Annotated in this window: 17 protein-coding genes; 2 read left to right on the top strand and 15 right to left on the bottom strand. The window is 73.6% G+C overall.

Translation table 11 applies throughout. The features are described from left to right. Window positions 1-13 precede the first annotated feature (13 nt). The 15 genes from MCM47_RS21620 to MCM47_RS21690 form a co-directional block, all read right to left on the bottom strand. On the bottom strand, window positions 14-205 hold the full coding sequence (locus tag MCM47_RS21620; RefSeq protein WP_238863296.1) for a hypothetical protein: 192 nt from the start codon (window positions 203-205) through the stop codon (window positions 14-16). Between the two features lie 2 nt (window positions 206-207). After that, the gene (locus tag MCM47_RS21625; protein ID WP_238863297.1) at window positions 208-699 is read right to left on the bottom strand and encodes an HIT family protein; all 492 of its coding nucleotides are present in this window, start codon (window positions 697-699) and stop codon (window positions 208-210) included. Then, window positions 696-1,172 carry a GNAT family N-acetyltransferase gene (locus tag MCM47_RS21630; protein ID WP_238863298.1) on the bottom strand — a complete coding sequence of 159 codons (477 nt, stop codon included), beginning with the start codon at window positions 1,170-1,172 and terminating at the stop codon, window positions 696-698. Before MCM47_RS21630 ends, MCM47_RS21625 begins: the two co-directional genes overlap by 4 nt. After that, window positions 1,169-1,753 (bottom strand): bifunctional 2-polyprenyl-6-hydroxyphenol methylase/3-demethylubiquinol 3-O-methyltransferase UbiG, encoded by a 585-nt coding sequence (locus tag MCM47_RS21635; RefSeq protein WP_238863299.1) that lies wholly within the window; start codon window positions 1,751-1,753, stop codon window positions 1,169-1,171. Before MCM47_RS21635 ends, MCM47_RS21630 begins: the two co-directional genes overlap by 4 nt. A gap of 36 nt (window positions 1,754-1,789) precedes the next feature. Next, the gene (locus tag MCM47_RS21640; protein WP_238863300.1) at window positions 1,790-2,035 is read right to left on the bottom strand and encodes a hypothetical protein; all 246 of its coding nucleotides are present in this window, start codon (window positions 2,033-2,035) and stop codon (window positions 1,790-1,792) included. A gap of 1 nt (window position 2,036) precedes the next feature. Next, the gene (locus tag MCM47_RS21645; RefSeq protein ID WP_238863301.1) at window positions 2,037-2,522 is read right to left on the bottom strand and encodes an NUDIX domain-containing protein; all 486 of its coding nucleotides are present in this window, start codon (window positions 2,520-2,522) and stop codon (window positions 2,037-2,039) included. A gap of 33 nt (window positions 2,523-2,555) precedes the next feature. After that, the gene (locus MCM47_RS21650) at window positions 2,556-3,443 is read right to left on the bottom strand and encodes a phosphotransferase family protein (RefSeq protein ID WP_238863302.1); all 888 of its coding nucleotides are present in this window, start codon (window positions 3,441-3,443) and stop codon (window positions 2,556-2,558) included. Then, window positions 3,440-3,931 (bottom strand): NUDIX domain-containing protein, encoded by a 492-nt coding sequence (locus MCM47_RS21655; RefSeq protein ID WP_238863303.1) that lies wholly within the window; start codon window positions 3,929-3,931, stop codon window positions 3,440-3,442. The genes MCM47_RS21650 and MCM47_RS21655 overlap by 4 nt, the downstream gene beginning before the upstream one ends. Then, window positions 3,928-5,298 carry an NUDIX hydrolase gene (locus MCM47_RS21660; RefSeq protein ID WP_238863304.1) on the bottom strand — a complete coding sequence of 457 codons (1,371 nt, stop codon included), beginning with the start codon at window positions 5,296-5,298 and terminating at the stop codon, window positions 3,928-3,930. Before MCM47_RS21660 ends, MCM47_RS21655 begins: the two co-directional genes overlap by 4 nt. Window positions 5,299-5,468: 170 nt before the next feature. Next, on the bottom strand, window positions 5,469-6,647 hold the full coding sequence (locus MCM47_RS21665; protein WP_238863305.1) for a hypothetical protein: 1,179 nt from the start codon (window positions 6,645-6,647) through the stop codon (window positions 5,469-5,471). Between the two features lie 5 nt (window positions 6,648-6,652). Then, the gene (fxlM, locus tag MCM47_RS21670; protein ID WP_238863306.1) at window positions 6,653-8,743 is read right to left on the bottom strand and encodes a methyltransferase, FxLD system; all 2,091 of its coding nucleotides are present in this window, start codon (window positions 8,741-8,743) and stop codon (window positions 6,653-6,655) included. Between the two features lie 23 nt (window positions 8,744-8,766). Then, on the bottom strand, window positions 8,767-10,026 hold the full coding sequence (locus MCM47_RS21675; protein ID WP_238863307.1) for a lanthionine synthetase C family protein: 1,260 nt from the start codon (window positions 10,024-10,026) through the stop codon (window positions 8,767-8,769). After that, window positions 10,023-12,983, bottom strand: a complete 2,961-nt coding sequence (locus tag MCM47_RS21680) for a lantibiotic dehydratase (RefSeq protein ID WP_238863308.1) — start codon at window positions 12,981-12,983, stop codon at window positions 10,023-10,025. The genes MCM47_RS21675 and MCM47_RS21680 overlap by 4 nt, the downstream gene beginning before the upstream one ends. 133 nt (window positions 12,984-13,116) lie before the next feature. Continuing rightward, on the bottom strand, window positions 13,117-13,281 hold the full coding sequence (locus tag MCM47_RS21685; protein WP_238863309.1) for an FxLD family lanthipeptide: 165 nt from the start codon (window positions 13,279-13,281) through the stop codon (window positions 13,117-13,119). Window positions 13,282-13,429: 148 nt separating this feature from the next. Next, window positions 13,430-14,248: a TauD/TfdA family dioxygenase gene (locus MCM47_RS21690; protein WP_238863310.1), complete on the bottom strand. Its 819-nt coding sequence runs from the start codon at window positions 14,246-14,248 to the stop codon at window positions 13,430-13,432. 177 nt (window positions 14,249-14,425) lie between these two features. Between MCM47_RS21690 and MCM47_RS21695 the strand changes: the two genes are divergently transcribed. Together MCM47_RS21695 and MCM47_RS21700 are read left to right on the top strand one after the other, a co-directional pair. Beyond that, window positions 14,426-14,848 carry an NUDIX domain-containing protein gene (locus MCM47_RS21695; protein WP_238863311.1) on the top strand — a complete coding sequence of 141 codons (423 nt, stop codon included), beginning with the start codon at window positions 14,426-14,428 and terminating at the stop codon, window positions 14,846-14,848. 3 nt (window positions 14,849-14,851) lie between these two features. Further along, window positions 14,852-16,000, top strand: coding sequence for a helix-turn-helix domain-containing protein (locus tag MCM47_RS21700; RefSeq protein ID WP_238863312.1), 1,149 nt, complete (start codon window positions 14,852-14,854; stop codon window positions 15,998-16,000). The last annotated feature ends 4 nt before the right edge of the window (window positions 16,001-16,004 follow it).

The raw sequence follows: 16,004 nt of genomic DNA on the forward strand, positions 1-16,004 counted from the left end.
AGGGGCGGCGTCGTCATCCGTTCTCGCTCGGCACACGGGGCGCGGAGATGAGGTAGGCGGCGACGCCGGTGCGACGGGCGGTGAGCGAGGCGCGCAGCGTGTGCTGCTGGCACGGGGTGACGATGCGCGACCACACATCGAGGGTGCGCACCGCGCGGCCGCCGTGCCGGGTGGGGAGGAATTGCTCGGGCGGGACGAAGGCCACGGTCAGGTTCCTCCGTTGAGGCGGGCGCGCAGGTCGGCGGCGAGGCGGTCGGCCCGCTCGGGATCGTCGGGCAGTACCCCGGCACCTTCGGTCATCAGGGCGTGGAACTGCTGCTGCTCGTAGGGGGTGTTGGGCGGGAGGGCGGCGATGTGCCAGTGGACGTGGGCGTTGCCCTGCTGGCTGCCGAGGCTCAGCACGTACACGCGCTCGGTCGCAACGGTCGCCGCGAGCGCGGTGGCGACGCGGTGGACCACGCGTTGCAGGGCGAGGTACTGGTCCTCGGTGAAGTCGCCGATGGTGTCCTCGACGTGGGTGCGCGGGGCGACCAGGACCTTGCCGTGCAGGGTGGGGTAGCGGTCGAGGAAGGCGACGTGGACGCCGTCGTCCAGGACGATCCGGTGCTCGTAGCCGGGGGCGCCGGCGAGCATTGAGCAGATGAAGCACGGCCCGTTACGGGCCCGCTCGTTGTAGGCGTCGAGGTCGAAGGCGGTCACCGCGCCCACCCGCCGGGGCCGGGGCGCAGCGTCATGAAGCCGTCGAGGGGCTCGAAGCCGAGGGTGCGGTACAGGCCCGCGCCGGCGGCGGTGGCCCTCAGTTCGACGGACCCGCAGCCGCGGTCCTTGAGGGCTTCGACGAGGGCGGAGGTGACGGCCCGGCCGTGTCCGCGCCGCTGGTGGGCGGGATCGGTCACCACGGTGTGGATGCGGCCCCACAGGCCGGTGGGGAACGCGGGACCGAGGTAGCCGCGGTAGACGATGCCGATGGCGCACGCGGCGAGGCCGTCGGCGGTGGGGACGACGTGGGCGAGCAGGTTCGGGTCGGTGCCCAGGCGCTCGCGCATGTCGTCGCGGAAGGTGGTGCGCCACTCGTCGGTGAGCGGGCCGCCGTCCAGGACGGCGACGCGCAGGCGCAGCAGTTCGTCGGCGTCCCCGGGGACGGCGGGCCGGGCGGCGGTGACGGGGGTCATCGGCTGGTCCTCTCCAGGGCGAAATGGGTGGTCAGCAGGAGGCAGAGCAGGTCGTCGAGCGGGTACTCGGCCATGGCGCTCCAGCCGAAGGAGCGCAGCAGGTCGAGACTGGCCGAGCGCAGACCGATCGACTCCCAGCCGCCGCGTTGGCGTTCGGCGAGCGGGGTGGTGACGAGCAGTCGGCCGCCGGGGACGAGAAGGCGCCGGGCGCAGGCGACGGTCGGCACGAGGTCGACGAACGGGAGGAACAGCCGACAGGTGATCAGGTCGAACTCGCCGGCCGGGAGCAGGCCCAGGCCCCCGCGGTCCGCGTCGAGGAGCCGGAAGTCGAGCCCGTCGCGCTCTCCCAGCCGGTCCTGGGCGGTGGCGACGGCGACCTCGGAGAAGTCGACCCCCATGACCTGGAAGCCCAGATCGTGAAGGGCGGCGGCGTACTCGCCGGTGCCGCAGCCCACGTCGAGCGCCCGGAGGCCGGCGCCTTGGCCGACGTGCTCGGCCAGCAGGTCGACCTCCCGCTCGGCGACGGGACGAAATCCCTTCCCCTGCTTGTAGTGGTCGTTCCAGTGGTCCGCGGCGGACACTTCCGCTCCTCTCGGTCTGGGCGTCCAGTGGACGGGTCAGTCGGTGTGGTGCAGGCCGGGCGGGTGCAGCGGACCGGGAGCCAGGCGCTCCAGCAGCCGGTCCACACTGCCGTCGGGCCGGTAGAGCGTGCGGTAGGCGTACGGGTGCCGTCCGCCGGGGAGCGTGGTGACGCCTTCGTCGGTGACGGTGCGGCCCTGGGTGATGGCGAGCAACCGCAGGTCGATGTCTGCGGGCAGGACTGCTTTCGCGCCGGTGGGCGGGCGGCGGTGGCGGCTGGCCATCTCATGCCCCGACCAGGGCGCGCAGGTCTTCCGAGGCGTCCCAGCCGTAGGTGGAGAACCCCCGCCCGTCGCCGGCGAGGTAGGCGGTGAGGGCGGCGTGCGAGGTGGGGAACATCGGGGTGGGCAGCGCGGATGCGTCCATCCACAGGACGGCGAGGTGCTTGTCCGGCTCGGTGTTCGTCAACTCGCCCCGCCACGAGGTCGCGGCGAAGACCGAGAGCAGGAACGGGCCCTTGCCGTCCCACCCGGCCTTGACCTGGATGGTGTGGACCAGTCGCAGGTCCTCGGGGGCGACGACCAGGCCCGACTCTTCGTGCAGCTCGCGGGCGGCGGCTTCGTCCAGACGCTCGCCCTCCTCGGCCTTGCCACCGGGGACGGTCCAGGCGGGCACAGTGGACCAGGAGTCGTTGGCGTAGTGGACGCAGGCGACCTTGCTCGCCTTCTCGTCGTGGACGATGACGCACACGGCCTGACGCAGGGACTGCACGGAGACTCCAACCGGTAGTGAGGAAATGGGTGTTCACGCAACGGGGTTCGGGTGGCGCAGCAGGTCGAGGACGGTGCGGGCGTAGCCGAGGACCTCCTCGTCCCGGCGGTGGCCTATGGCCCAGCGCAGCGCGGCGGGGCAGTCGATCGCGGCCCACGCCCGGCACGCCGCCCGCTCCTGCGGCGTGAGTTCGCGCCCGTATCCGGTGGTGAATGCGGCTCGCAGGTCGGGGCGACGGGGGGTGAGCTGGAGCGTGAGGCGCATCAGGTCGCGGCGCGCGGGTGCTTCGACGTGGCTGCGCTCGAAGTCGATGACCCCGAGCAGCAGCCGGTCGCCCTCGCGGCGCACGATCCAGTTCCGAGGGCCGAAGTCGCCGTGGCAGTAGGCGAGCGCCGTGCGCGGGGGCTCGTGGCCGGTCGCCTCGGCCAAGACGGTGATGTCCTCCTCCGGGAGGCGCGCCTCCCGGGCGCGGGCCAGCGCGCGTTCGCGCTCCTGAGCCCAGGGCAGGTACTCGCCGACGGGAGCGCCGGCCGTCGGCTGCGCGTGGATGACCGCGGCGAGGTGCCCGGCCTGCCGGTACACCTCCTGCTCCTCGGCCGCGGTGAGGTCGGTGCTGATGACCGGGGTGCCGGGCAGCGCGGAGGTGACGACGAGCAGCGACCGGGTGTCCTCGGCAAGCAGGGCCGGTGCCCGGCCGTTGCCGAGCGCTGGTGCGAGGAGACGGTAGGCGGCGGTTTCTCGCTGGTGCATGAGCGCGTTCTTGTGGCGCTTGGCGAACAGTCTGCGCCCGGCGGCACCGAGAACCTCCCAGACGACGGGGTGGCCGGCCCGGTCGAGGGAGCGCACGCCCAGCAGTTTGTAGTCCTTGGCCGTCGCGCGCAGCAGCCGGTCGACGTCTGCCGGCATGTCGGGGGCGCTCACGCGGCCCACCCGATGGTGGACAGGGTGTTGCCGCGGGTGATCTCGGTGAGCGCGTGGGCGGTGTAGGCGACGGTGTCGTCCGGCAGCGAGTCGAGCGGCCACCAGTGCAGTTCCTCGCACTTGTGCGGCTCCGCGTTGCGGAGCCGGCCGTGGTAGCGGGTGGGGCGGAAGAACAGCTGGAGGCGGCTGCGGCCGTCGTCGGCGTCGAGGTGGTGCAGGGTGTGGACGAGCGCGAGGTCGTGCTCGGCGATGCTGATGCCGAGTTCCTCCTCGGCCTCGCGAGTCATGGAGCGGGTGACCGGCTCGCCGCGTTCCATGTGCCCGGCCGGCAGGTGCCAGAGGCCGTTCGCGTAGGCGGTGTTGCGGCGCCGACCGAGCAGTACGCGGTCGGCGTTGGTGAGGACGAGGTGGACGCCGACGACCAGGGTCAGCGGATCCGTCTCGGAGGCCGGGGCAGCGGCGGGGCGGAGGTCGTCGCGCGGGTTCACGCCGTCCTCCCGGGAGACTGGCCAGCGGCGAGTAGCGGCAGGTAGTGCTGCATGTAGGGCGGGACTTTGAGCAGCGGTACCTCGTCGAGGGGGACCATGCGCACGGCCAGGCCCTCGTTTCCGAGCTGCAGGTCGCTCTCGGGGCCGTCCCAGACGCCGTGCAGGACGCGGGTGAGCGGGTGTAGGAGGTCGTGCTGCGGGTCGGGTACCGGCCGTAGGCTGGAGACGGTGATCCCGGCCTCCTCGGCTACCTCGCGCGCAGCGGTCTCCTCGGCCGTCTCCCGGCCCTCGCGCCAGCCGCCGATCGGCGTCCAGTGGCCCGGCCACGCGATGCCCGGGTTGTGGTCGCGGTGGTGCATCAGCAGTCGGCCCCGGGCGTCCGTGACCAGGACCATGACACCTTCGAAGTCGTCCTCCGGTGGTGCCGGACGCTCCACGTACAGCGGCGTGCCGCTGCGGTGGGCGCGCAGCACCTGCAGGAGCCGCTGGTAGCGGTGCGGTTCCATGAGCGCGCGCCAGTCGTGCGCGGTCTCGAACCGCCACTCGGTGTGCTCGGCCGGATCGAGTTGGATCCTCGCCTGCTGTTCGGGGGTGAGGACGCCACCGTCGAAGACATAGCCGCAGACCGGCACCGGGTACTCCGTGCCCGCCTGCTCGTGGATGACGGCCACCAGGCGCCGCTGGGCGATGATCTCGGGATTCTCCGCGGCGAGATCGAGGCCCAGCTCCTCCATGCCCTCGATCAGCGCGGTCGCGAACGGCGTGCGGCCGTGCTCGACGTTGCCGCCGGGGAAGTTCCACACGTCCGGGTTGATGGTCGAGCGCATGCCGAGGATGCGGCCCTGCGGGTCGATGACCAGGAAGCTGCCGTAGGCCGTGGGCCGGGCGACGGTGGTGATGTAGCCGCCGACCGGCCGCCAGCCTGGGATGGCCAGACGGCGGACGAGCCACTCGACGACCTCCCGCTGCCCGTCGCCGGTCGCAGGCAGAGCGCCCGCACTCGCCCACTGATGGTCGTCGTGGTCCCGGGAGAGGGCGATCGGGGTGCCGTCCGGCACGACGGTGGTGAAGACGAACTGCCGTACCCGGTTGCCGTACTGGCTGGTGAAGTCGAGGTGCCGCGCGTATTCCAGCGGCAGGCCGGTGATCCCGGTCTCCTCCGAGAGTTCGCGGACAGCACCGGCGTCCACGGGCTCGTCGTCCTCCCGGCCGCCGCCCGGGTACTCCCACAGGCCGGGCAGGACGTCGTCGGGGGATCGGCGGATCATCAGGATCCGGCCCGAGGTGTCCCGGACCACGACGCCGACGCCGATCCGCTCGATGCCTTCGCGGGCGGCCAGGGCCGTGAGTGTGTCGAAGTCGATCACTGGAGGGGCTCCTCGGTGTCGCGGGCGGGCAGGGTCACCCGGTGGTGAGGCCGGGCGCGGGTACTGAGGGCCGGGATGGGCGGACCTTCCACAGGGGTACCTCCGGGCGCTGGTGGTGTCCGTGTACGCCGAACCGGTTGTCGACAGCGAAGTTCGCCGCAAGTGTGCCGTCAAGACGTCGAGTTGGGCGGTCCGGCGTGCGGGGTGGCGACCGATGATGGTGCTGTTCGATTGCGTCGCTCAAGCGGATTTCCCCCGGGCGATCCCGGGTCGAACGGGGCTGTTTCGAGCACCCGTCGGGCGCGGTCGAGGGCCTCCTCCAGGCGGCCCCGGAGGGCCTCGGGCAGGGCGCCGGAGTCCAGTGCGCAGGCGGCGAGCGCCCGTTCGAGCGGGCTGATCCGGTCCGGTTCGAGGCGGGTGCGGATGCCCTCGTGGGCGAGGAGGTCGCGAAGTGCGTAGCCGTCGCCGGATTCACTCGTTCGGCTGGTCAGCCGCCGCAGCAGGTTTTGCGCGGAGGGGGTGTCCGGGTCGGCGGCGTCGAGGGCGGTCAGTGTGAGGCGGGTGGTGAAGGCGGCGAGGCCCTCCTCTGTGTCGAGCGCGAGGCAGTGGTCGATCGCCTGGTCGGCGGCGTCGTGGTCGCCGGGGCGGCACAGTGCGGTGAGCACGGCGGTGACCGCGGCCTCCCAGGTATCGCCCGGCTCGGTGTCCTCCAGCAGGGCGAGCGCGCCGGGCAGGTCGCCGGTGGTGGCGCAGGCGAGGACGGCGACCTGGCGGCCGTCGAGGATGCGCCGGCCGATGCCGCGGTGCTCCTCGATGTGCCGCAGGGCGTCTTTCCAGCGGCCGGCGGCGGTGAGGGCGCGGGTTCCGTCGGCGATGACGACCCGCCACAGCCACGCCCGCACCTCGGCGCGCTGCTGGTCGGTCTCGGTGAGCTCGCCCGGCACGGTGATGCCGTCGAGGAGGGTGGCGGTGGCGGTGGTGACGGCGCGGTAGAGGTCGAGGAGGAGCTGGTGGCCGCGCTGGTGGTGGTCGGCGCGGATGTGGAGGCGAGCGAGGTTGACGATCGGCTCGAGTCCGCGGATGGCGCTCATCGCGGGTAGCGGTCCTCGGGGCAGGTAGAGGTCGGCGTGGCGGTGGCACAGCTCGCGGGCGTACTCGGGCAGGCCGAGGTCGGAGGCGAGGAGGGCTGCCTGGTTGAAGACGGTGGATGCCAGGCCCGGATCGGTCTGCCGTGAGGCCGTGTCGGCCAGCTCCGAGAGCCGGCCGACACGGGCGTTCAGGGGCAGGCACGCGGGCCGAATCCTGGCGATCAGCGGGAATCGCCGGGTGACTGGTCCGGTCGGGTGCACGGCGGCTACTCCCAGGTGACGGTGATCGGGTGGTTCGGGCGCTCCAGGACGAAGTGGCCGGCCGCCGGGTCGGCGGCGCCGGGGGTGTCGGGGAGGGCGATGCGCAGGCTCCGGGTGCGGAAGCCGGTGTTCCAGACGCGGATCTCCTCGGCGACGAGGTCGGCGAGCGCGGCGCCGTCGGGGCCGTGGCCGATGACGCCGGTCTCGTAGGTCTTGCGGCCGTCGGCGGTGGGCTCGCCGGGGCGCAGGGTGAGGTAGGCGAGGGAGCCGTCCCGGACGGTGGCCATGGCGCCCCAGCCGAACATCGGGGTGACGATGCCGCGCTCGCGGGCGGAGCCGGTGACGCTCATCCGCATCAGGGAGTTGGGCAGCGTCAGGGCCAGCCACAGGTCCTGGTACTCGTAGGTGGTGCCGCCGGGGATGGTCACCCCGGTCCAGGTCTCGTGGCGTCCGCTGTCGAGGACGCCGAGCAGCAGGGAGGCGTCGATGGCGTCGTCCTGGTCCTTGTGGACCTGGAGGGTGACGTCTCCCTCGCCGGTGAGGTGGACGGTGCGGCGGCCGTCGTCCATGCTGCCGCGCAGCGGCATGAAGACCGCGAGCTGGTCGTCGACCGACACCCAGCCGTCCTCGCCGCGCTCGAAGGCGATGGTCCGGGAGGCGGTGCCGCGCAGCCGCAGCGGCAGCACGATCCGCCCGGTGCGCTTGACCTGCTCCAGCCACGGGGTGGGCATCTCGCTGGTGCTCACGGTGGCGATGATCCGGTCGAACGGCGCGCCGGCAGGGTGGCCGAGGGCGCCGTCGCCGAGGACCGCTTCGACGTTGGTGATGCCGGCGTCGGCGAGGTGCTTGCGGGCGCCGTCGACGAGGTCCTCGTCCACGTCCACGGCCGTCACGTGCCCGTCCGGGCCGACGATGCGACCCATGTAGGCGGCGTTGACGCCGGTGCCCGCGCCGGCCTCGAAGATCCGCTCGCCGGGCTGCGGGTCGAGCTGCTCCAGCATCAGGGCGACGATCGCGGGCTGGGAGGCGGCGCTGATCTGCGTGCCGGAGCCGTCGGCCTTGGTGTAGGTGGGGTTGTCCGCGTACGCGGTCTCCAGCGGGAAGCCGGGCAGGAAGTGCTCGCGGGCGACGGTGCGGAAGGCGTCCTCCACCGCGGTGGTGCGGATGGCGCCCTGTTCGAGCAGGCGGTCGGTGAGGGCGGCGCGCAGCTCCTCGGCGGTCGGGGTGGCGGAAGCGGTGTCGCTGCTGAGAGTAGTCATATGGGTGACCTTAGTAGTGGTGCGGATGGTGGGCATCGAGGGTGCGGGGCCCTCGTCGGAGTGGAAGACGGCGTCCAACGCCCGTGCGGCCATGGCGGCTTGGTGGTCGACCGGCAGGCCGGCGCGGTTGGCGTGGAAGAGGAGGTGGTGCGCGAGGACCGCCCGCAGCCCGCGGGTGAGGCGGCCGTCGCGGGCGAGGCGGGCGAGGTCCTGCCCGGCCTGTTCGAAGGCGTGGACCCAGCCGCCGTGGTGGGCGAGCGGGGTGGTGTCGCGGGTGAGGGCCCAGGTGTCGAGGCGCATCAGGTGGCACATCGCCGCGGCCAGGGTGACCGCGCGTTCGGGGGCCACGGGCACGGGGGTGTCGCGGAGCATCGTGAACTGGGCCCAGACGTCGCCCTGTTCGTACCAGTCGAGTCCGGCCGCGCGGAGCATGGCGGAGGTCAGGACGACGACGGTCTCGGTGCGGCCGAGGGCGGGCGGGTTCGGCTCGGCGGCCCGGGCCAGCAGGTGGCGGCTGTCGGCGTGGAAGAGGCGATGGGCGATCTCCATGGCCTCGGGGCCGCCGAACGCCTCGGTCTCGCTCTCGTAGATCACGGTGGCCCAGCCCGTGAGGAGGCCCTCCTCGGCGAGGGTGTCCAGCAGGGAGGTGAGGACGGGCACGGGGGCGACGGCCCGGTAGCGCAGTCGCAGCCCCTTCTTGCGCATGTACCACCAGCCGTTCAGGTCGCCGTTGTCCTGGGCGAAGGCGAGCACGGGGGCCAGGTGGTGGGCGGCGGCCTGTTCGACGGTGGCGGGGTCGGCGAAGGCGAGGTCGTGCTGGATCCAGCCGGTGGTCATCGGATCGGTCCTCGGTCGGGTGGTCAGGAGGTGAGCAGGCAGGCGTCCCAGCGGGTCGCGGGGGTGCTGCCGGTGGCGGGGGCGAGCAGGGCCAGGGCGGTCCCGGCGGCGCCTTCCAGGAAGGCCGGCCCCGCGGTCGCCAGGAGGCTGTGGGCCTGCTCGTCGGGGTCGGCGTACGGAGGGTGGGTGGTGTCCAGGAGCAGGGCGGCGGCCGAGCGAAGCCGGCCGGCGTTGCGCGGGGTGGCGTCGGCGGCGGTGCGGTGGGCGATGTGGGCGAGCCCGGCGTAGCCGTGGCAGGCGGACAGGTCGGTGGTCGTGGCGAGAGCTTTCGGGTCCACCAGCGCGGTGGCCAGGGCGCTTTCGGCGTCGTTTCGCAGGTGCGGGTCGGCGAGGGCCAGGGCCGCGAGCTGCTGGGCGCGGGCGAGGCCGGCGGTGCCGTAGCACCAGCTCGGCCGCTGTGGCGCGAGCGGTCTGCGGTCCGGTCCGGTCAGGTGCGCCGCCGTGGTCCAGTACGGCCAGGCGTGGCCGTCGCGCCAGCGCTCCAGCCAGGCCAGGACGGTGCGGAGCGCCTCGCGCTGGCCGTCGACCTCGACGCCACGCCGCAGCGCGAGGGCGAGGAGCGCGAGCGGCCCGGCGATCCCGTGCGCGAGGCCGTTGTTGGCGTGCCCGCCGGGGAACCGCTCGTCCCTCTCGCCGGACGGGCCGTCGAGCGTCCACCATCCGGGCAGGACCTCCCCGTCGTGCTTGACGTCCTCGGTCAGGCGGACCAGGCAGGTCAGGATCCGCCGGATCGGCTCCCCGTCGGGGGCCCGGCGCAGGAGGACCGAGCCGATGCCGGTCAGCCCCCGAATCGTGTCGAACTCGGCGAGTGTCGGCAGGTCGCCGCGCTCGGTCCGGGCCTCGGCCTGCTCGCAGCGGCGCAACGCGTCGGCGGCCACGACCTGGTCGAGGTGGTCCAGGGCTCGCCGGTAGGTGCCGGGGCGGGCCTGGGCGGCGCAGGTGAGGGCGTGGGCGAGCGCCGGGGCGCCGTAGTAGAGGTAGCTGTCCGTCCCGCTGGTGACCGCGGTGCCGGCGGCGATCGACAGCCAGGCGCGTACCGGTTCCCACGGGCCCAGTCCGGTGGCGGCGCGCTCGATGTGGAGCAGAGCGATGCCCGGGGCGCCGTGCGCGAGGGACTGGCGCCACTGCGGGCGCGACGACCAGGCCACGGGGGAAGCTGCCGGGTCCGTGAGCAGTTCGGCGATCCGGTCGGACAGCCGAAGGGCGGGGTGCGGGGCGTTCACAGGTCACCGTCCCGGGAGAGGCGGGCGAGGGCGGCAGCGCGGGCCAGGTACAGGACTTGGGCCTCGTCGTCGAAGTCGATGCGATGCGCCCGGACGAAGCTGCAGTGCAGCAGGGAGCCGAGCACGTCGTCCGCCGCCACACCGTGGGTGTACGGCCCGGGGAAGTGACGGCGGTAGGCGTCCAGTGCGTCATCGCGTGCGGCCCAGGCGTCGACGACCGCGGCGCCTCCCGGCTCGGCGCGCAGCGCGGCCCAGTCGCCGGCCGGATCCGCGAGGCGGACCGCCTCGGCGAACACCGGGCGGGCAACGGGCGCCGGAGCCTTGGCGGGGACATTGGCGATCAGCCAGCGCAGCCCAGCGGTTGCCGATCCGGTGAAGCCGGCCGCGATGGCGACCGCGTGGGCGGCCAGCAGGGCCTCGCGTCCGGGGAGCGCGATCCGGGTCAGGTGGGCGAGGACGGCGGCCGAGTCGGCGCGGAAGACCTGCTCGGCGGCGGCCCAGGCAGGGCCTTCGCCCCACCGGCCGGTCTCCGCGTAGGAGGTCGGGTACACGACTTCGGACAGCAGCCCGGCGTGGTGGAGTTCGGCGGTCCAGCTGCTGATCACCGTGGCGGCGGGGCCGAAGGCGTCCGGGGTGGGCAGTGCGATGCGCAGCCGCAGGTGCTGGCGCGGGTCGCGGAAGCGGACGAACCACCACCTCGGTTTGCCGAGGCGTTCCAGCAGGTCGGGCAGGTGGCGGGCGAGGACGGTGTCTTGGCGTTCCAGGTCGCCGTAGAGGGAGGCGAGGAGCACCGGGGAGGTGGCGGGGGCGTCGCCGTGGCCGCGTCGCAGGATCCTGGCCGGTGTGGGCTTGGGCAGGCGCGGCCAGGCAGGGGCCCGGGTGGCCGTCACCGGAATGGCGATCTCGTGGGCCCGGCCGCCGGCCCAGCCGAGGTCGGCCGGCTCTGGGGCCTCGACGAGGACGGCGTGCGGGGCGGAGCGAAGCTGCTCGCGCAGCAGGACGCGGTGACCGGGGTGGTCGAGGTCCAGGGGCAGGCCCTGGCTGTCGGCGGCCAGCGTGACGTGCCGAGCGACACGGCGCCGAGCCAGCCACTCCGAGAGCATCCTGTCCCACTCGGTGAACCCGGCGGTCGTGGCAGGGAGTTCGGATCGGTTCAGGCGCCAGGAGGCGGCGGAGACGATGACGCGGCCGTGCCGAAGCCGGGGCCGGAACGGCAGCGCGCCGAGGGCACCCCAGGAGAAGCGGGTGACCTGCGCGGTGTGGGCGCGGGACAGCTCGGTGATCAGCCGGGCCAGCGGCGGGGTGTGGGTGCGCAGGTTCAGGGCGTGGGCGGCGGCAGCCTCGATCCGCACCCCGAGCACCGGCGCGGCCAGGTACATGCGCCGCCCGTCGCAGCCCACCGCCAGGTCCTCGGGACCGAGGACGCCGTCTGCGGATGGGCGGTGCTCGGCGAGGGCGATCACCAGCTGACCGGTGGCGATGCTGCGGGCGACGTGCCCGCTCGCCCCGTCCAGCGGCGGGTACGAGAGCTGTGCGGTGACGGTGTGCTCGTCCGTCGTCGGCAGGCTGGTCATCAGGCCGGTGAACGCGGCCCGGTGTGCGGGTTCGAGGAGGTGGAGGAAGCGGCCGACGGAGACGCCGGCCGCGCGGGACGCGGTGACGGCCTCCAGGTGGAAGGCTCCTCGGTCGAGGTCTTCCCGGGTGCGGGCGTGGATGCGGGCGATGATCTCCAGGTGCGGGGGCAGCCGCGGCTCGTCCCCGGCGCGGTCGAGTGAGTCGAGCAGGGCTTCGTCCAGGACGACCTCGTGCTCGCCGTCGAGCGCCGCGCGCTGGGCGAGGGCGGCGAGCAGTTCGTCGCGTTCGTCGAACCGCGGGCGGTCGGCGGGCCGGGCACCCGGGTAGCCGTCGGGCCAGCCGATGCCGCTGTCCGCCACCACGTCGAGCAGCGGCACCAGCGTGCCCCGGCCGTACCGCTCGTAGAAGCGCTGATGGTAGCCCCGCCACGCCACTGTTCCCTTGGGAGCCGGGCTGAGCCGGGTCAGGAGGAGGGCGGCGTGGGCGGCCTCGGCTGCCACGGCCTGCGGGAGGACGACGTCGGCGTCCAGCCGCAGGTCGACAGCCGCCCCCGCGGGGTCGGTGCCGGCGGCGCGCAGGTTGTCCAGGATCTCGGCGACGCCCGGCAGGTCACCCGCGCCCGCGCCCTGCACGGTGGTGTGCAGGTGAGTGACGGGGACGGTGACGGTGGACGGCGCGTGCAGGCTGGTGATCAGCGCGCGGTGGGCGACCAACTCGGTCAGGACTTTCGTGACCTGCTCGGCGGACGCGGCGGGGAACTCGGCGCGGACCTTCTCGGCGAGGTCACGGAAGCGGACCGGGTCGCGGCCGGTCTCCACAGCGAGGGCGACGGGGCGGGTGCGGCGCAGGGTCGTCTCGGCGGCGGCCGTGCCGAGGCCGGGTCGGGCGAGCGGGCGGTGCGGAACGACGAGGCGCTCACCGCGCACCTGGACGGTGTTGTTCGCGACCACGTCGAGGAGGTCCAGCAGACCCGGGAGGCGCTCCAACTGCTTGATCGCCTCGTCGAGCCGCGCCGCCGCGACCGTACGGGTGGCGCGATGTCCATGCCCCCAGCGCAGGGCGGACACCGGGGCGAAGGAGGCGCCCTGCACTCCGGCGAAGAAGCCGAACGGGGTGGCGCGGCCCGAGGCTCGAAGCACGTAGCGAGCGGTGGAGAGTGCCGCGTGCCGCACCCTGCGGGGCTCGGGGTCGGCGGCTGCGGTGAGCTGCCGGACCTGCCGGGCCAGGACAGGGCTGGCCTGTTCGAGGGCCTCGGCGAGGCTCGGGCCCGCCCACACCTCGCGCAGCCACTGCAGCTGACGGTCGGCCTGGCCCGCCTCGTCGAGGTCCGGCCAGGCAGGCACCACAGGGGCGGGGTCCGCGACGGCACGCACGAGAGCCACGCCGGCGGCGCGGTAGGAAGCCGTGGAAGCGGTTGGGCGCATGAGTGGCGGACCTCGGGGTCGGGGCGGATCGGGACGGGGTGGCGGCCGGCGCCCCGGGGGTGTGCTTCCCCCGGGGCACCGGCCGGGTCGGTCAGTGCACGCCGGTGGTGCAGGCGCCGCAGGTGGCGCCGCAGCCGTCGTCGGTCAGGACCTGCAGGCTGGCCGCGTCGGCGGTCTCGACGGTGCGGACGTCGAGGTCGAACTCGTCGCCGACGGCGGCAGTCGCCTTGGTCGCGGCCGTGATCTTCTGGGCCATGTGTTCCTCCTGTGGTGACTTCCCTTGCGGGACCTGGCGTCGGGCGCGGGATGCGCCTCGCATCACCAGGAGTTGGTGAGTCCGGGGCGGACCGTCGGATCCGCCCCGGAAGACGTGGGGGCAAGTGGCCGCCCGGATGCCGTCGCCGTCAGCCGCGGTCCACGGGGGGTGCGGTGCCGACTGGGCCGGGGGCGGGCCACGGGGCCGGGAATCCGGCGGCCAGGCCGAGAGAGGGGTGGGGCTGTCCGAGTGCCCGCAGCAGCAGCCGCTCCCCGGTGAAGCGGGTGCGGCCGTGCAGGACGCGGTGGTTGTCCAGCACGAGGCCCTGCCCGCAGGCCAGGCGCAGGCGGGTGGTGTGGCGCTCGACGGCTCGGCGCAACGCGGGCAGGTGGGCCTCGGCCTCGGGCGAGAACCGGGCCAGCTCGTCCTGGCGCAGCCGCAGGCGCCATCGCCCGTCGGGCCGGTGCTCCAGGACGGGGGCGAAGTGGCCGTCCGATCCGCCGAAGTACGCGGCCCGCGGCGCCGAGAGGGCCTCCAGCGCGGTCGGGTGGGAGGCCGCCAGTTCGGCGAGGACACTTCGGCCGTCCACCACCAGGCTCTCGCCGCCCTCCTCGGCCGCCCGCGCACAGGCCAGCAGCATCAGCCGCGGTGGTTGGGGCAGCTGGGCACACTCGGTGTGCAGCGCGAGGTCGCCACGTCCGAGGCCGGCGAAGCCCGTCCGGCCCTCGTGCCGGCCGGTGTCGCGAATGACGGTCAATCCGTCCGGATCGGCGTCGCGGTGCTGCCACCGCGCGGACATCAGCAGAGCCGCCGTGTCGAGCACATCGCTGCGACCGCCGAGGCGAGAGAGCCGCACCAGGCCGCGCTCGCGCAGCACGGCCGCGGCCCGTTTCAACCCGTCACCACCCAGCGCGCCGAGGGTGAACTCTTCGTCCGTGGCAGGCAGTGCGGTACCGGAAGACGGCATGGAGGATCCCCCTCGTGAGAACGGGCGGACGGGAGAGGACACACTGTGGCGGGCACACCCGCCCCGAGTGAAGTGACAGATTGTCAAAGATCGATCACTGCGCCGTGAGAGCGTTCGGCGGCGGCCGGCTGCTACGTTCGTCGGGCCCGTGCCCGTCCGTGCGCCGTGGAAGTAGAGATGACTGAACAGCCCTATGTGCCGCCGGCCTTCCCGATCTCGATCAAGGGCGTGGTGCTCGACCCGCACGGGCGAGTGCTGCTGCTGAAGAACGAACGGGCCGAGTGGGAGCTGCCCGGCGGAAAGCTGGAAGGCCCCGAGACACCGGAACAGCGGGTGGAGACCGAGATCCGCGAGGAGAGCGGCTGGACGGCCACCGCCGGCCCACTCCTGGACGTGTGGATGTACGAGCCCATCCCCGGCCGGAAGGTCTTCATCGTCACCTACGGCTGCACCGCCACCGACGCCCACCGGCCGCCGGTCGTCAGCCACGAGCACAAGGAAGCCGCGCTCTTCCACCACGACGAGGTGCCCCACCTGGTCATGCCCCAGGGCTACAAGGACTCCATCGCCCGCTGGTACGAACTGCAGGGCCGGGCCTGACCGGTGACACGCCGCGACCCGCACGGCGGCATCCGCTGGCACTGGACGACCCCCCGGGCCCAGGACATCCTGCGCCGCCGCAGCCTGCCCGAGATCCTCATCTTCTACCGGCAGCTCAACCAGCTCCCGCAGGAGGAACTCGGCACCCTCCTCGGCTACTCCACCAGCTACATCTCCCGCGTGGAGAACGGAAACCGCACCATCACCGACATCGGCGCGCTGCGGCGCATCGCTCAGAGCCTCGGCCTGCCACCCCACGTCTTCGGCATCACCGACGACGCCGACGGAGACCACCACGCCATGATCCAGTTCGGTGAGAGCGTCCTGCGCCTGGCCGAGATCGCCCGTCAGGCCGGACAGGCCGCCGCCGCCGTCGACGAACTCTGGCCCCTGGTTGCCCGCCTCGAAGCCCGCGCCGCCGCCGGCCACACCGATACCGACGTCCTGCGTCTGCTCGCCCGTGCCCGCGTCGGCCTCGGCGTCGCTCTCGGCCACGTCCTGCCCGAAGAGCGCCTCGCCACCGCAGCACGCTGGACCGGCAAGGGCGTCGCCATCGCCCGCCGCCTCGACGACCGGGCCCTGCACGCCCATGCCCTGCGCCACCACGGCAACGAACTGCGCAAGGCCGGCCTGCACCACGCCGCCCTGGAACGCCTCGGCCGCGCCCGAGACCTTTCCCGCACCCCTGACGAGCGCGCCGCGTCCGTCATCCTCCTCGCCCGCGCCGCCGGGACAGCCGGCGCCACAACGGTCTTCGACGACGCCGTCGCTGAGAGCCGACGCCTTCTCGATACCGCCAACGCCACTCCGCTGTTCTCCGAGTTCACCCTCCACGAGGTCCAACTGCGCGGCCTCGCCACCACCGGCCGCGTCCCCGGCGCCGTCGAACTCCTGGAACGCGCCCCCGCGCCGGGATTCCAGACCAGCCCGCAGTGGCGCATCATCTCCGCGATCACCGCGGGCCAGATCCTGCTCCGACGTGGCGACCGGGACGCGGCCGGCGAGCAGATGCACGCCGCTTTGGACGGCGCCGAGCTTCACCGCCTGCCGCACCAAGTCCAGCGCGTCATCCGCGCCAGTAGCGGACTCCCGGATGTCCACGAGCAGGCGCTGGGCACCCTCACCCGCCTGCGGGCGGAAATAGCAGCCTGAGTAG

Source organism: Kitasatospora sp. A2-31 (assembly GCF_022288725.1).
Classification (GTDB): Bacteria; Actinomycetota; Actinomycetes; order Streptomycetales; family Streptomycetaceae; genus Kitasatospora.

What these genes read in the sequence shown, in the direction of transcription:
- MCM47_RS21630 (WP_238863298.1), bottom strand. Translation starts at nt 1,172, where the DNA reads ATGACCCCCGTCACCGCCGCCCGGCCCGCCGTCCCCGGGGACGCCGAC.
- MCM47_RS21640 (WP_238863300.1), bottom strand. Translation starts at nt 2,035, where the DNA reads ATGGCCAGCCGCCACCGCCGCCCGCCCACCGGCGCGAAAGCAGTCCTG.
- fxlM (WP_238863306.1), bottom strand. Translation starts at nt 8,743, where the DNA reads ATGACCACCGGCTGGATCCAGCACGACCTCGCCTTCGCCGACCCCGCC.
- MCM47_RS21685 (WP_238863309.1), bottom strand. Translation starts at nt 13,281, where the DNA reads ATGGCCCAGAAGATCACGGCCGCGACCAAGGCGACTGCCGCCGTCGGC.
- MCM47_RS21690 (WP_238863310.1), bottom strand. Translation starts at nt 14,248, where the DNA reads ATGCCGTCTTCCGGTACCGCACTGCCTGCCACGGACGAAGAGTTCACC.
- MCM47_RS21695 (WP_238863311.1), top strand. Translation starts at nt 14,426, where the DNA reads ATGACTGAACAGCCCTATGTGCCGCCGGCCTTCCCGATCTCGATCAAG.